15 protein-coding genes, 3 pseudogenes and 1 riboswitch are annotated in these 15,896 nt (G+C 34.7%); of the genes and pseudogenes, 6 read left to right on the forward strand and 12 right to left on the reverse strand.

The features are described 5' to 3' along the window. The first annotated feature begins 29 nt into the window (after positions 1-29). Entirely contained in the window at positions 30-905 is an 876-nt protein-coding gene (locus ACFWDE_RS26575; protein WP_377895866.1) for a hypothetical protein, read from the forward strand. Between the two features lie 169 nt (positions 906-1,074). On the opposite strand, the gene ACFWDE_RS26580 is transcribed toward ACFWDE_RS26575, so the two are convergent. From ACFWDE_RS26580 to ACFWDE_RS26605, 6 genes and pseudogenes are all read right to left on the reverse strand, one after another. Then, positions 1,075-1,899: a DUF2785 domain-containing protein gene (locus ACFWDE_RS26580; protein ID WP_377895843.1), complete on the reverse strand. Its 825-nt coding sequence runs from the start codon at positions 1,897-1,899 to the stop codon at positions 1,075-1,077. Between the two features lie 310 nt (positions 1,900-2,209). Further along, a complete protein-coding gene (locus ACFWDE_RS26585) occupies positions 2,210-2,752 on the reverse strand; it encodes a GrpB family protein (protein WP_377895844.1) in 543 nt (180 codons plus the stop codon). 194 nt (positions 2,753-2,946) lie between these two features. Then, a complete protein-coding gene (locus ACFWDE_RS26590) occupies positions 2,947-3,615 on the reverse strand; it encodes a nucleoside/nucleotide kinase family protein (RefSeq protein WP_377895846.1) in 669 nt (222 codons plus the stop codon). 122 nt (positions 3,616-3,737) lie between these two features. Continuing rightward, a complete protein-coding gene (locus ACFWDE_RS26595; RefSeq protein WP_377895848.1) occupies positions 3,738-4,481 on the reverse strand; it encodes a metallophosphoesterase family protein in 744 nt (247 codons plus the stop codon). A gap of 13 nt (positions 4,482-4,494) precedes the next feature. Further along, positions 4,495-4,593: pseudogene (locus ACFWDE_RS26600) on the reverse strand (aminoglycoside phosphotransferase family protein); the annotation flags it as partial. Continuing rightward, positions 4,593-5,393: a VOC family protein gene (locus ACFWDE_RS26605; RefSeq protein ID WP_377895850.1), complete on the reverse strand. Its 801-nt coding sequence runs from the start codon at positions 5,391-5,393 to the stop codon at positions 4,593-4,595. The gene ACFWDE_RS26605 and the pseudogene ACFWDE_RS26600, both read right to left, overlap by 1 nt. A gap of 206 nt (positions 5,394-5,599) precedes the next feature. Between ACFWDE_RS26605 and ACFWDE_RS26610 the strand changes: the two genes are divergently transcribed. After that, positions 5,600-6,502 (forward strand): sulfite exporter TauE/SafE family protein, encoded by a 903-nt coding sequence (locus ACFWDE_RS26610; protein ID WP_377895851.1) that lies wholly within the window; start codon positions 5,600-5,602, stop codon positions 6,500-6,502. 40 nt (positions 6,503-6,542) lie between these two features. Here the strand turns inward: ACFWDE_RS26610 and ACFWDE_RS26615 are convergent, their stop codons facing one another. After that, positions 6,543-6,992 carry a GNAT family N-acetyltransferase gene (locus ACFWDE_RS26615; protein ID WP_377895853.1) on the reverse strand — a complete coding sequence of 150 codons (450 nt, stop codon included), beginning with the start codon at positions 6,990-6,992 and terminating at the stop codon, positions 6,543-6,545. Positions 6,993-7,379: 387 nt separating this feature from the next. Next, a riboswitch (Lysine riboswitch) is annotated at positions 7,380-7,572 on the forward strand. Between the two features lie 112 nt (positions 7,573-7,684). Here ACFWDE_RS26615 and ACFWDE_RS26620 point away from each other — a divergent pair. The 3 genes from ACFWDE_RS26620 to ACFWDE_RS26630 all read left to right on the forward strand — a co-directional run bounded on the left by ACFWDE_RS26620 (position 7,685) and on the right by ACFWDE_RS26630 (position 10,375). Next, complete coding sequence (locus tag ACFWDE_RS26620; RefSeq protein ID WP_377895855.1) at positions 7,685-9,151, forward strand: amino acid permease; 1,467 nt, start codon at positions 7,685-7,687, stop codon at positions 9,149-9,151. A gap of 114 nt (positions 9,152-9,265) precedes the next feature. Then, entirely contained in the window at positions 9,266-9,571 is a 306-nt protein-coding gene (locus ACFWDE_RS26625; protein WP_377895856.1) for an iron-sulfur cluster biosynthesis family protein, read from the forward strand. A gap of 33 nt (positions 9,572-9,604) precedes the next feature. Continuing rightward, positions 9,605-10,375 carry a DNA alkylation repair protein gene (locus tag ACFWDE_RS26630; RefSeq protein ID WP_377895858.1) on the forward strand — a complete coding sequence of 257 codons (771 nt, stop codon included), beginning with the start codon at positions 9,605-9,607 and terminating at the stop codon, positions 10,373-10,375. Between the two features lie 63 nt (positions 10,376-10,438). Here ACFWDE_RS26630 and ACFWDE_RS26635 read toward each other — a convergent pair whose 3' ends face one another. After that, on the reverse strand, positions 10,439-10,930 hold the full coding sequence (locus ACFWDE_RS26635) for a DUF2716 domain-containing protein (RefSeq protein ID WP_377895859.1): 492 nt from the start codon (positions 10,928-10,930) through the stop codon (positions 10,439-10,441). A gap of 197 nt (positions 10,931-11,127) precedes the next feature. Here ACFWDE_RS26635 and ACFWDE_RS26640 point away from each other — a divergent pair. Beyond that, a pseudogene (locus tag ACFWDE_RS26640) lies at positions 11,128-11,891 on the forward strand (class I SAM-dependent methyltransferase). Positions 11,892-12,044: 153 nt separating this feature from the next. On the opposite strand, the gene ACFWDE_RS26645 reads toward ACFWDE_RS26640, so the two are convergent. From ACFWDE_RS26645 to ACFWDE_RS26660, 4 genes and pseudogenes are all read right to left on the reverse strand, one after another. After that, entirely contained in the window at positions 12,045-12,503 is a 459-nt protein-coding gene (locus ACFWDE_RS26645) for a VOC family protein (RefSeq protein WP_377895861.1), read from the reverse strand. 248 nt (positions 12,504-12,751) lie between these two features. Then, positions 12,752-12,862, reverse strand: a pseudogene (locus ACFWDE_RS26650) (NUDIX hydrolase); the annotation flags it as partial. A 144-nt stretch (positions 12,863-13,006) separates the two neighbouring features. Continuing rightward, positions 13,007-13,528: a signal peptidase I gene (gene lepB / locus ACFWDE_RS26655; RefSeq protein WP_377895863.1), complete on the reverse strand. Its 522-nt coding sequence runs from the start codon at positions 13,526-13,528 to the stop codon at positions 13,007-13,009. A gap of 116 nt (positions 13,529-13,644) precedes the next feature. Further along, positions 13,645-15,801: a peptidoglycan D,D-transpeptidase FtsI family protein gene (locus ACFWDE_RS26660; protein WP_377895865.1), complete on the reverse strand. Its 2,157-nt coding sequence runs from the start codon at positions 15,799-15,801 to the stop codon at positions 13,645-13,647. Positions 15,802-15,896: the final 95 nt, after the last annotated feature.

Consider the following 15,896-nt stretch of genomic DNA (forward strand, 5'->3'; position numbering starts at 1 on the left):
CGAAAAGAAATATGGAATGGAGAATGATAATGTTGAATATAGATATTAATCGTTTAACTGATATTTGTTTAGAATATCAGCAGTCTAGATTTTATGTTACTAGAATCCCTAAAGATTTCTTATCAGTCGCAAAAAAACGTTTTTCTATACCAATTGATGACCGAATTTTTGCTTTTTTAAGTTGTAACTTGTTTGGATCAGGAAAATATGGTGTTTACTTTACAAGTTCGGGTTTATACTGGAAAAATTGGTTATTAGGTAAAGGGAATATGACATGGGATCAATTAAATGAAGTGCAACAAATTGAAATTGATAAAGATGGCTTTTTATCTTTTGATGCACAAAAAAGCTTTAATATTAACGGGAGTGATTATCCACCACTGTTATTTAAAGACTTACTTATAACTCTTACAAATTCATTTCAAAATTCAAGGCAAAATGATATACATCCAGTTATAAAAATTAATGAGGTAAAATCAATCTGCTCTTTGTTTGAGACGCATGATGAATTATTAGAACCTGATAATGGATTATTTGTAGATACTCATATTTCACACAAAAAGTTAAAGGAAATTGGAGCAAAATATATTATTCCAAAAGAAGAAAAAATCATTGCTTTTTTAGATACATCAGTCCTTGGTAATTTGGGTAAAGGATCCGATGGAGTATTAATTTGTGAATCTGGTATATATTTTAGAGAAACTTTTGTACACTTGTATTTCCCATGGCATGTCTTTAGAAATGTCCCTATTACTTTGACTTCAAACGAATTAGAAATCGGAAAAGGAAACATATTTCATCTTCAACATGCTAGAATGCCTAGTCAGGAGATTCTATTACTATTCAAGAATTTAAAACAGCATGTGAATACTTTATATGAAGAAAATCCGCAACTACATATTTAATAAAATCGTTATTACATAGTTAAGTCTAAAGTTTCAATTCAACTAAAAAAACCGATTATTTTTGTAGGGAACCCACAGAAATAATCGGCTTTCAAATCTTATTCTTTGCTTAAATGATCATTTATGATGAAATCGAGGAATGAACCACACACTCTAATTCAAAAACATTTTAATACCTACGCGATTCCTTCAAAGTCTCTAATATATCGTCTGTAAAGGCAGTGCTTCCCTCTTTCTCTAGAGCTATGAAATATAAACTTCTTAGGAAAGATCTAATATTTTGTACTAAAACAGCATGCTGAGGATGTCGGATGTCTTCAACAATTGCTATACTATGTAGCCAGTTGCTCCACTCTTCTTCTGTTAAAAGGTTTTGATTACGTAACGACATAATTGGTGTTACTAATCTCTCATCCTCAAAGTGTATGTATACGTAGTCATTCATACGAACCTTTTGACGAACAGCAGCTAGTATTGCATATGAAAACTCCCGATTTCGTATTGTACGTGCTAAAGCATCTAGTGCATCTGCTGCATGTGCTGTTGAGTGTGCCCAGCCTTTCCCTTCTACGTAACCCCTTACATCTTCTTCTAAATATACATATTCCAGCACTTGTTCTGCCACACTGTACAGCTGTTCTTCAGATAACAATGGTTCTCTTTCATGAACAGATAAAATAAGTGGTGGAATTAAAACGGAGAACGCACGTTTAAAAACAGAGTCTGTTCCCTTTTCTCCAATTTTATAAAATAAATAATCAGGACTAATTGCTTGTAACATTAATCCTCGTAATTCTTTTTGCCGAAACACATCATTTGTAATCCATGTGTGAAGCGTACTATAAATCAATTCATCACGTAATTCAGCATCTGGTGATCCGATATAATCTAGCATCCACTGTGCATATGGATATGCATCTACATCCTCTGGTACAGCATAATTATTATTTTTAATTTGTTGTAGCTCTTCTTTTAATTCTAGTACTTCATTCATTATATTTCTTGTCCCCTTTTTACGTTTTTTAACCTATTTTTGCCTTATCCCCTGTAATTATTTTCATAAAATCAAGCCGATTTTTAATATAGTTTTAGTACCTATCCTTCTATGAAATTGATTCAATTATATAAAATTTCTCCCAAGAAATAAAAGGAAATACATATAATATAAGTATTGGCATAGTACAAATACATTGGAACACCGAAGTCTCTCACTTTGTTTACATGCATTTTATATAATTTTAGGTTATAAAATAAAGTATAGTTTTTTCATTTGTATTCAAACGCAGTTACAATCAAAATTGTAATCATTTTAGAACCTGTTTAATAAATTCTGTTTTAGCTTTTGTATATGCTTCTCTATCTTGGTTAAATCTTTTAGCTAACTCTTGCTTAAGATTTGAATAATCATAAACTAATTGCGGATTTTCTTGTAAACGGTTACGAAATAAAAGTTGTTGCTCCCATCGCTCAGTTCCTTTAACCATCAAATGCAGATGAGCTACACGCCTATTATTCTTAACTTTCACAAAGAACCTTCTCCAAGGTCTTTCATCTAATTCTGGGCTTACATAATGCCAATCATATATAGCCAATTTAGCTGAAATATCTAGCACTCTATCAAATGAGTCTGTTTCAGCCATTAGATCAATTATAGGTTTTGCAGGTAAACCAGGTATGGATGTACTTCCTATATGTATTACCTTGCTTATACCGATAGGAGCAAGCAGTTCATAAAGTTGCTGTTCTTCACATCTCCCTTTATCTTGCCAATCAGGATTTGCATGAACTATCTCTACTGACTCATTCGCCCATAAAGGCCAATCGTTTGGATTATCTTTTTTATCCATCCAAAACATCTCCTTTCACAAATTATAACACTATTTTTCATTTTTAAATTTCATGTTTCATGTTTATAGAGATAAAGTATTTCAGTTCATTATTTTAACTCATTCAAAATTGCAATAATTTTTATTACATCTATATTTGGTAGAGTTTGAAGCATAGATTGCTAAACCCTTTTTATTCTGCTATATAAAAGATTTTATATTTCTTTAAATACAACTTCCGGATCATCAAGTTTACTATTCTGAAATACAACGTCCGCACAATCTTTCGGATTATGCTCGTCTATATACATCTTAGAAGCCGCATGATACCTGTTCAAAAACATCTTCTCTGCTTCTTCATAACTCCCAAAAGCTTCTGTCTCTCGCTTTGCACCACGTTTTCTCGCAATCTCAAAATCTGTATCTACGAAAACTTTATAGTCAAATAGATACTCAATTTCTTTTTTCAATAAAAATGTTCCATCTACTATTAGCACCATATTTGGCAGCGCCACTAGCGGCGTATTATGTACAGACATGTCCGTTATTAAGTTATGAGAAATCGCTTCATACTGTAAATTCCCGTTAGGTCCTAAAGGCTTTAATAGTCTTTCTTTAAAAGAGGTATAATCGTGTGCGTCTTCGTAATACCCTCTTGCTGATTCTTTGCCTTGTGTATAGCGAATCACTCTTGGATTATGAAAATCGTCAATGCTGGCGCGTGTTACTGGTACTCCTCGTTTTCTTATTTCTTCCGCTAGTTCGTTTGCAAATGTTGTCTTTCCTGATGCCGTAATACCGCTTACTCCAACTCTTATTGGATGTGCTAAATTTAAAGTTAAAATATGATCTGCAATTTTTTTAATGCGTTGTTTTCGGCGCATGACATTCCCTCCCACAACTCTGTTTACATAATATAATTATATTGAATAAACTTCGTCACTGTTTGTCAGTAAGTCGATGTATTTGAAAAATCGTTGATATATTTTTTTGTTTTATATTTTCCTTACTTCCCTTTAAACCCTCTATACAAAGCAGTTCGTAACTCCTGCTTGTATTCCTCAATTTCTGGCATATCGAGCTCTTCTGCTAATCGGATGGCTAATTCAATATCATATGGTACTCGTACGAGTTGAATGGAAAAGCTCGCTGCTTCTTTTTCATTGTATGTTCCTTCAAAAATTAAATAGGAAGCTTGTGTAATTTCAAGTGGATTTCCTACGCTACCAGCATTACATAACGTTTTCCCCCTAAAATTTTGAATGTATGCTTGATGAACGTCACCGTAGCAAACGACATCTGGTTTTCTTTCCCCTTCTATATTTTCCGTCAGATCGCTATTTTCGAACATACTAACACGCTCTTCTCTTGAAGCGTGTGGTTGTATTCTTTCATATAAACTTCTCGGTGAAGCGTGGAACATACGAATCAGTTTGCCACTCATATAAAAATCGATTGAAAATGGTAAACTTCTTAAATACTCATTTTGTTCTTCTAATAATTGTTTTTGATGCCATTTTAACGATTCAAATTCAGTCGGTTTTGTAATAAAATCATCCCAATTTCCCATAACAACTTGCTTACATTCTTTACGAACGATTTCAATTACTTCGCTAGAATGAGGACCTTTTCCTACTAAATCTCCAAGACAAATAATGCGCTCGATGCCTCTTAATTTAATATCTTGCAGCACAGATTCTAATGCTGGAATATTACCATGAATATCTGAAATTATCGCTATTTTATCCATATGAATTCCTCCGTTATTTATTGTTTATTATATCCGCATGATATGATTTATACCATTTCGGAATATAAGATGAAAAATGATTATGATCTTCTATAATTCGGTTTAATCTCTCTATTCATATACGTACAAACTACCCAACACTTCATACTCTCGTTTATTTTCCCCTTTAAACTTCACTGCAAATGGATATTCGCCCTGGTTCTTCAGGCGATCTTGAACTAGCCCTTCCCCAAGTGCTTCACAAAACTGCACATGAATATCACCAAATGATACACTTTGACACTCAGCATTCCATTTCTCATTTTTTACGACTGAGCTTGCAGTTAGCCCCATTACTTCTTTCCATTTCCGAACCGTTTCCCGAACATTTTTCACCGCATAATGAATCGTTTCAATTTGTTGTACTTTGTTTTTATGTTCCGTGATCGTCCCTATGTTACGTAAATCGGTTCTTCTTTCTTCATCTGTTTCATTCCACTGTATAAAGAAAGGTAATTTCGGTCCGTTTTCTTCTTGCTTTACAAATAACATTTTCCATTCTAAAAGCCGGCCATTTTTTCTCACACGCTTTCCTTCAAATGGCCCTATCGTATGTAAACTGTGCTTACTAAACTTCACTGCTAGCTCTTCAATTGCATCTGTTCGAATTGCGATTTGTAGCATCCCTTCTCCATTTTTTAATTTCACCACTGTTTCTTGTACTAATGGATTTTCCGCTTCTTTCGCTTTTTCTTCATGCTGAACTGCTAAAAATTCTATATATGATAAATCAAAATAACATAAACTATTCCAAGTACCCCAGTTTGTATGCTCTCCCCCTATTGCAGTATGAAATCCACGCTCCTGCATTTGTTTTGCCGCTTCCTCCGGTGTACAATGCACTGCGTGAACGAGATGATCAAATGCTAACATATTCTTTCTCCCCTTTCTCTCCATCCTTTTATTGTATATTTTATTTTTCTTTCATTCAATTCAAAAAGCCTTAAAACCTAGTTGATTTATACGATTAATATGTATTATAATGAAACAAATTTAATTATTGCTGATTGGAAAAACCAAAGGCACTTTTCTCATACGGGAAAAGTGCCTTTTTATTTATTATTACAGGGGGATTATTTATGCAGAAATTAATTGTCTTTGCTATTATTGGATTTTTCGCTCAATTGATTGATGGAGCACTTGGGATGGCGTACGGGGTAACGTCTACCTCGCTATTATTAATGTTTGGTATCGCACCGGCTGTCGCTTCCGCATCTGTTCACTTAGCAGAAGTGGTTACAACTGCGGCTTCAGGCGCATCTCATATCAAATTTGGAAACGTTGATAAATATACAGTTTCTAGACTTACATTACCAGGAGCGATCGGTGCTTTTGTTGGAGCATGTTTTTTAAGCAATTTACCTGGCGATGTAATTAAACCGTACATTTCCTTATTTTTATTTACTTTAGGGGTTTATATTTTATTACGATTCATCATTCAAAAACAAATTGTTTCTTCAAATAAGCGTATGTCTGCTAAACAACTTGTACCGCTCGGTCTGTTCGCAGGATTCGTTGATTCAACTGGCGGTGGTGGCTGGGGGCCGATTACGACACCTGTTCTTCTTGCAAAAGGAAATGATGCTAGAAAAGTTATTGGATCTGTAGATACGAGCGAATTTCCTGTTTCACTCGCTGCAACAATTGGCTTTTTCATCTCACTTGGTTGGGAACAAATAAGCTGGGTTTGGGTATTTGCCCTAATGCTCGGTGGTATTGTTGCCGCACCAATCGCCGCATGGTTAGTACGCATCGTTCCTTCGCATTTACTTGGCGTACTCGTTGGCGGACTTATTATCTTTACGAATATACGTACATTACTTACATCATTTAAAGTTGATCCAACTATTATTACACTTTCTTATGTTGCAGTTGGTCTTATCGTTATTATTTCTATTTTCATTTCTGTCCGTAACCATTCAAAGTATTCGAAGCAAGAGGCGAATAGCTATCCGACTGATCACAAACAAATGCTACCATAATTAAGTAAAATACCGCCCGATTTACTTCGAGCGGTATTCTTTATTTTTCAATCTTCCAATTTATCATCGTTTCAGTACTATTTACTCTTTTCATATGTAATTTCTCTAATACACGAATAGAGCTATAATTATCAAGGAGTGTCTCCGCTATAATCGTTTCCACTTCTCCTGTTTGAAAAGCCCATTTCATTAATTCACTAACTGCTTCTGTTGCATACCCTTTATTCCAATATTTCTCAATAAATCCGTAACCAATTTCTACTGTATGTTGCTCGTTCGGTTCCCCTTTAAATCCTATATCACCTAGAACAACATCATCCTCTTTCCGAATAACATACCACGCGCCCCACCGTAATAAAGCCGCATCTTGTTTCACATTTTCTATATGCCCTAAAATATGCGGGCCACTATTGTATCCTTGATTATTCGCAATTTGAACCCATTCTTCCGTACACGGGATAATATGTAATCTTTCAGTTTCTAATTTCATAACGATGTCCCCTTTTCAATTAAACAATACTACAATTCTACTATAAATATATAGAATATTCATTCTTTTTTTCGCGTGCGCATATGTTTATTCTTTGAAACAAAATAAAAAACTAATCCCTTTTGATATTTATGTCGAATTATATAATCTGAATTTTCTTTTAATTTTAAAGGGTTTTTCATTATTTTTTGCGAAACTTTTGTATAACAGTTTTTTCTTTATTTATTGTTACATAACAGTAGGTTCGGGTGGAGTTTTGCAAGCGTTTCCTATACAATAACCGATATTTTTTGACTTTTCCTAACAAAATTCCTTGCAATATATTCAGAAAGTCATTACAATTGCCATATATTAAAAATCTTAGCAATATATAAATCCTCATCAATCCGATGAGGTAGAGGTTGCAACTTTTAAGAGTAGAACGGCCGAGACACAGAGAATGTCACCGACTCCGTTTGAAAGGAAAAGTTGCCGAAGTTTATATTTCATCTCTGGAAATATGAGCTGGGGCTGTCTCCGAAAGGAACAGAACTGTCACGTTTACAAAATTACCGTGTAAACGTGGTGTGCTATCTTAACGGAAGGGTATGATGGGGTGGTTATTTGTGAAACGTTCCGCCTAATTCTTTTGGCGGTTTTTTGTATTTTTCTCCCCCGCTCCTTCCTAACCTACAAGAAAAGGAGTGTTGAACATGAATAGCGCAACAAATCAATCTACCTCTAAAACGCAAACTACACAAGGACAAGGTGAATTAAAACGCGGATTAAAATCTCGTCACCTTACGATGATTTCTCTCGGTGGTACAATCGGTACCGGACTATTTCTTGCCAGCGGTGGTGTAATCCATTCAGCTGGTCCTGGCGGTGCACTAATCGCATACGCTGCAATCGGAATTATGGTTTATTTTTTAATGACAAGCTTAGCAGAACTCGCAGCTTACATGCCTGTTACTGGATCTTTTAGCACTTATGCAACAAAATTTGTTGATCCATCACTTGGCTTTGCACTTGGATGGAACTATTGGTATAACTGGGCGATTACGATTGCAGCTGAACTAGCGGCCGTAACATTAATTATGAAATTTTGGTTCCCAGATACCCCTTCTCTTATTTGGAGTGGACTTTGTTTAGCTATTATTTTTCTCTTAAACTATTTATCTGTTAAAGGTTTTGGTGAATCTGAATATTGGTTCGCACTTATTAAAGTAGTTACTATTATTATCTTTTTAATTGTCGGTTTTATGATGATTTTTGGAATTATGGGCGGCGAAGCTGTTGGCTTTAAAAACTTCACTGTTGCAGATGCACCATTTAATGGCGGCATCATGGCAATTATCGGTGTATTTATGGCTGCTGGTTTCTCATTCCAAGGAACTGAATTATTAGGAGTAGCTGCTGGTGAAACTGCTGATCCAGAACGCAATATTCCAAAAGCAATTCGTTCTATCTTTTGGCGCATTATATTATTCTATATTTTAGCAATTCTCGTTATCGGTTTATTAATTCCTTATACGACTGATAGCCTTGCAGCAAGTGATGTTACAGTAAGTCCATTTACACTAGTATTTGAAAAAGCGGGCGTTGCCTTCGCTGCTTCTGTTATGAACGCTGTTATTTTAACGGCAGTTTTATCTGCTGGTAACTCTGGAATGTACGCATCAACTCGTATGCTTTGGGATTTAGCTCGCCAAGGAAAAGCACCAAAGTTCTTAGGAAAATTAGATAGCCGCGGTGTACCTGTTAACGCATTAATCGCAACATCAGTAGTTGGTAGCGTCGCTTTCATCGCTTCTTTATTCGGTGACGGTGTTGTATACATTTGGTTATTAAATGCTTCTGGGATGTCAGGATTTATTGCTTGGGTAGGGATTGCTATTAGTCATTACCGTTTCCGAAAAGCCTATATTGCACAAGGGAAAGATTTGAAAGATTTACCATATCAAGCGAAATGGTTCCCGTTCGGTCCAATCTTTGCATTTGCACTTTGTGTTATCGTTATTTTAGGCCAAAACTACGGAGCATTTACAGGAGCATCTATCGACTGGAACGGTGTACTCGTTTCTTACATCGGTTTACCACTCTTCTTAGTACTATGGTTAGGCTATAAATTTACTAAGAAAACGAAAGTCATTCCACTTGATAAATGTGAACTGAAATAAAGTAAAACGAGCAAACAAAATTGTTTGCTCGTTTTTTTAATGCAATGCTTCTCCCTTCCCTATTTCTCCTGTTTTTGCAATAATAGAGGAAATATAAATAAAGGTTGGGATTACATGAACATTCGTATTACTGATGAAGCAAAAGCAGCTATACATAGACTAGAACGTGAGGACAAAAAGATCATTCGTATTAGAGGTACAATGACAAACTCTTGCAGCATTTTTGTTGATGTTGATTTAATTTGGGATACATATAATGCGGATGATGTTGTATATGAAGATGAACAGCTTATTGTACAAATGGACTCATTCACGAAAGACTACACTGGTGGTACGTTAAAACTTGATTATAAAACGACTGGTTTTAGTATTACGAATCCAAGTGAGACGTTGGTGTATGGGTTGTCGATTAAAAAATAACAATTGTTTTTAACTGACCACTGAGGTGAAAAAATGGGGAAATATGTTCCGTTAAAATTTTTATTCAACGAAGAATTAGCAGAAAAAATGGCTGATTCTATTTCTAAACATGATTCTAATTTCTCTAAAAAAAATTTTGTAAATTCCGTAACATGTAAAGTTGAAAATTTAGAGTTAAAGCAACGTGTCGAAGTAATAGCAGATGAATTACACAATGAATTACAAAAAGATTTTAGTGAAGCAATACATATATTACTGAAAACATTGGGACCAGAAAACACAACAGAAGTAGGCACATTTACAAACGGATACATGTACATGCCTATCGCAAAATACGTTGAAAAATATGGACTTAACGATTTTGACTCCTCATTCAACGCAATGTATGAAATAACAAAAAGAAATACTGCTGAATATGCCATTCGTCCTTATCTTGAAAAATATCATGAAGAAACCTTGGACATATTGCAACAGTGGTTACGTGACGAAAACAGCCACATTAGGCGATTAGCTTCAGAAGGTACTAGACCAAGACTTCCTTGGGCAAAAAAAATAGGAGCTTTGAAAGGTGACTACAGAAATAATTTAAAGCTTCTTGAGCCATTAATGAATGATCCTTCTAAGTATGTTCAAAAATCTGTAGCCAATCACATTAATGATATTACGAAAGAAGATAACGAACTCGTTTTTCAATGGTTGCAACAATTACTCGATAAAAACCATCCTGTTAACCCTTGGATTATGAAACATGGATTAAGAACGATGATAAAAAATGGCACTTTACCAAAAGATTTTTGTTTTTAAGTATTTTAAACAAAAACGCTTATGCTTCAAAAATGAAGTATAAGCGTTTTTCTCTTTAAAACATTATCCCTGCCTTAATATATTTTGAAACATTTCTGGCTTACTTTGTTCAAAGCTCTCTATTAGTTCTTTTCCAAATATCGTTATACTCTTTTCCCAAGGATGACCTAAATAGCCCCACTTAAAATCCTTCTGAATAAAGAAATAATAATCTCCATTTGGAAAAATCGGGATAGTCCACTCATCAAATTCATTTCTTTCAAACTCTAAGTGTGGATTCACCCAATAACATTCATGTTGCCAATCAAGTGCCATTATATATTCATTCAATGCTGTATTTTCTTTAAAAACTTGTACCGCTTTATCTTCCAGATCGTCATATGCATTTAAATCTACCGATTCTCCGAAGTAATGAGATATATCATATGTAACAAAAGGACTTGGCACCTTAAAAGATGGAAATACAGAATCACTTGGCGAAAACTTAAGCTCACTATATATCCTGTCCCAAATTTGGTCGTACTCTTTGTCTGTAAACTCCATCCAATTTTTCATTAAACAACTGCCTTTCCTTATCATTTCGAAGGATTTCCACTCAATTATCCCGAATATATAAATAATCATTCTCGCAAGGAGCGAATTTGTATGAATCTATTTGAACACGAAACGTAAAACCGCTTCATTTTAATAAGAGGTCCTCCCTTTCTCTTTTCTTACTATATCATTCATTAACGAAATAGGAGGATACAATTATGAAACGTGATCCATTATTTTTAACTTTATTAGAAAGTGCAAAGACAAACTTTAGCGGCTGGGATTTTTCTTTCATTTCAGAAACTGGTCGAATGAATAGCAAGCCTTTATCATGGTCTTACGGTAGCACTGCTTTCCAGCTTATGCAACGTGCAAAATCAATGCTAGATATGGGAACTGGCGGCGGAGAGTTTTTTCTATGTTACAACCGTTCCCACCAACTATTTATGCGACTGAGGGCTACGCTCCGAATGTACCAATTGCACGGAAGAAATTAGAACCTTTAGGGGTTACAATCGTAGAAGTGACTGATGATACTACTTTACCATTTCAAGATAGCCAGTTTGATTTAATTGTGAATCAACATGAATCCTATGCTGCTTCTGAAGTGCAAAGAATTCTTTCCACCAATGGAACATTTCTTACACAACAAGTCGGTGGTCTTGATTGCGCTGATCTTAATGAGCTGTTTGGTGCACCGCTTAATTCAGAATTTGCAAATTGGTCACTGGAAACAGCATGTAGTGAATTAAAGCAAAGTGGATTTACAATTTTAAAAGCGAAGGAAGAGTTCCCTCTTCAACGTTTTTATGATGTCGGTGCTGTTGTCTATTACTTAAAAGCAATTCCGTGGCAAATTCCTGATTTTACAGTAGATAGCTATAATGAGGAATTATATCGCATACATGAAATCATCTTGCAAAAAGGGTATTTTGATGTGAAGCAGCATCGTTTTATTATAAAAGCGAATTATGTAGAGTAAAACTTGAATTAGCATTCCTTGCAAAAAAGCCAAATTCTTTATTGGAATTTGGCTTTTTCTTAGTATTTTAACGCGTCCTTCCCTGTTTTTCCGTATCATCTTCTGTCAGAATAGACGTTGTGTAATCAACAATATTCTGGGATACAATCTCATTTATTTTTCTTGGTGTTCCGCATCCCATTCACTTAAATAGGATGCATATTCTAATTCATCTGGATTATCATGTAACATAGAAATAAACTCTAATTTATTTCCATCACAATCCAGAAAGTATACACTTGCAGCTGGCATCCATCTTTGGACAATTGGCTCTTGATTTCCTTTTCCCTGGCTTCCTACCACTTCTATTCCACGATTCTCTAACCACAATTTAGAAGTCTTTAGAAATTCTAAATCTACACCAAAAGCAAAGTGTTTCACCTCAAAATCTTCAATATTTTGTACTTCCCATAGTCCAAGCATTTGCTTTTTACTTTCCCCTACCCAAAAGAAAGCCACTTTTCTTTTGGAAAGTTTTCTTGCTAATGCTAACCCCAACTTATTTTGATAGAAATCTATAGCCTTTTCTAAATCTCTTACATGTAAATGAGTTTCGTATATGTTCCGTATCATTCTGCTTATTCCTTTCTTTATTGGTAACTACGGGTTGAGTAGTTACTATTATTATATCGAAATTGAAATATGATAAATCTAACTGAGGTAGCAAATTCAAATAAAAATTCTACTACCTTTGTAGGAGAAATCTCCATTAAATTCAGATGAAATCATATTTAAATAATGAAAAAACGCTATTCTTTTAGTATGAATATAAAGAATAGCGTTTTTTACTCTTGGGGTAGTTAATATTTTCAAGTTGATGGGTATGGAGTAGCATCAACGCCATTCCACATTCCCATTGTTGGCTTTTTGTTTCTATTTAAAAGGAGTATCTTATCCCCTTTTCTAATGAAGCATATTGTGTACTTATACATATCATCATATCCTTTCTATTTCCTAACCCGTTAACTTACTATAAAAGCGTTACTTATTATCCTCTTTATAGAAGCACCTGCGGATTAAAAGGTCCATCTAATTCATTGATTGTTTTTTGAGGAAAATAAAATAAAAATACTAAACTAGTCTAGTATTTTCATTTTCGAAAAAGGATAATATATAAATTCCACCTTGCCAATAACGTTATCTTCTTCAATATAACCTAAACCATTTCGACTATCCTTACTGTGTTCACGATTGTCTCCCATTACAAATAACTTATTTGGCGGAATCTTTGTCTTTTGAAAGTTGTAAAACACTTGTGTATTGTTATATAAATCTTTATTTATATAAGGTTCCTCTTGCTTTTTATCATTTACGTATACAGTTCCATTCGTTATGTTAATTACGTCACCAGGAAGTCCTATTACGCGTTTCACATAATATTTCGACTCATCCTCTTCCTTAATAATGACGATTTCTCCGTGCTGTAAGCTAGAAAAATGTACAGCGGCTTTATTTACAAATACATAGTCTTCTTCCTGTAAAGTTGGCTGCATTGATTTTCCTTCCACTTTACATAAAGTGAAAGACTGGTACGTTACTACTAGGACAAATATAAATAGTATGTACTTTCCCCAAGCTCTCTTAATCTCCTCTTTCATATCCATTCCCACCTTATCAAAACACTTTTCAACTCAAAAATATATCACTGCACAATATGTTTTCATTTGCGCAGTGATATACTACAATTTGATGTTTTTTACTGTGGCTTACTCGGCTATTGTGTTACTGGGACTGGACTTACACCCGATCTCTGCGTTTTTAAATCAAAATATGCATCCAAAATTTCTTTACCAATTGCAGAATTAATACCTGATTTATCATTATTCACCCATGGCACAACAACAGAAAAAGCGACTTCCGGATCAGCATCATATGGCGCATACCCGGCGAGAGTTAAATTATAACATTTTTTTCGATAATTGTTTTCATCTCTGCCAATATCACTTTCTCCACCGTACACTGTTTCTGCTGTTCCTGTTTTTCCAGCCGGTTTATAAGGTAATCCTTTAAAAGTTCCAGTACCTGTCCCATCAGTCTCCTGGAAAACTCTTCTAAATCCTTCTTTCACATGATTTATATATGACAGATCCATATCCACTCGGTTTAACACGACTGGTTCCATCGAGTGAATAACTTTTCCGACTTCCTCTGGTCTATTTGGTTGCTCTCTAATTTCTTGTACAATTTGTGGTTTCATTCGGTAACCACCATTTGCAATCGTTGACATATATTGAGCAAGCTGCAGCGGCGTATATGTGTCATATTGTCCAATCGCATAATCAAGTAAAAAACCAGGTATATTATCAGTTCTACCCATTTGACCAATCGATTCATTTGGCAGGTCAATACCAGTTGGCACACCTAAACCAAATTGTCTAAAGTAATAGCGCATTTTATTAAACGCTTCTTGTTTAATATCTAGCGGATTGTTTGGTACATAATCAATCCCCGCAATCTTTAACGCCGTATTAAACATGTAGACATTGGATGAAACTTGCAATGCTCTTAAATCATCAATATCTCCAAAGTCTTTCCAAGATTTCTTCGGCTTCGAACTTCCTTTAAAGTACATTGGTGCATCAAAGAAATGCGTATATGGCTTAATCGCTCCTGTTTGATATCCCGCTAATACCGTAGCTCCTTTCACCGTCGACCCTAACTCATAAGAGCTTATCATCGTTCCTAATGCATAGTCTTCTATTTGCATTCCGCCGTCTTTATTTACAATTTTTTTTCCTGCTAATGATAGAATTTGACCATTTTTCGGATTCATCATAACGACGAATGCACGATCCATCATCGGTTCAGAAGAATGAAATGCCCTTAAATTCCTTTCAAGACTTTCCTCCACTTTCTTCTGTAAACCCATATCAACTGTTAACATTAAATTATTTCCACTTTTTCCTTTTGTCACTTTTTCAGTTCGAATAATATTTCCAGCTTTATCAGTAATATTTTTAGACTGTTCTTTCGTTCCATGTAACATATCTTCGTATTGTTTTTCGATGTAACTCTTACCAATACGATCATTTCTGTTATAATCTCGTACTAAATAATAGTCTAATTGCTCCCTTGGTAATCCCTCATTCTCAGTAGAAACACTACCAAGTACAGAACGTAGTATTTTATCATTTGGATATTCTCGCTCCCAATCCACAGTCGTATCTACGCCTGGCAAGATCGATAATCTTTCACTCACTACTGCATATTCATTTTGACTTACATCTTTTTTGACGATTTGTGGCGTCATTTTATATCCCGCATTCATTTTGCTTTTAATTGCTAGTACTTCTATATCCTCTTTCGAAAGCTCGTTTAATTCTTCTTGTGTAATTCTTTCTCGCCTCAACTCTTCTACTTTCTTATCTAAGTCTTTCCCTTCTATTTCCTGCTTCCTAAATTTACTCTCATCTTCTTTCGTTACTTTTGTTGCTGCACGTTTTTCATTTAACTGCATCCAAAAATCTTTTTTATCTGTCTCTGTTAACTTGTCCATATCTTCTTGCGGCATTTCAATTAGCTTTGCTAAATTTCTTGCCACTATTAAAACCTCTTTTGAGTCCACTCCTTTCATCTTCGTATATGTAACAGTTCGTAACGGTTTATTATTTACAATAACTTTCCCTTCCCGGTCAAACATCTTCCCTCTCGGAACTGGAGTACTCACCGTTACATCTTCCTTTTTATTCACTTCATTTCGATACGTTTCTCCGTCAATGATTTGTACTTTACCTAATTGAATAATAATAGCTGAAAATAAAAGAAACACGATAAAAAATAGTACATTTAACCGAAACGGAATATGAGTCTTTTTCTTTTTCGACTGTTTCTGCTTCTCCTTTTTCTGTCTCATTTTGCTCCCTCGTTTCATTCTATTAACATTTCTCTACATAAAACATACGTTCACTACAGTGCAATCAAATACATCATTATGTATCAAATTTAATTTTATGATATATATAGAAT

This window comes from Bacillus sp. NPDC060175, assembly GCF_042728695.1.
GTDB lineage: Bacteria > Bacillota > Bacilli > Bacillales > Bacillaceae_G > Bacillus_A.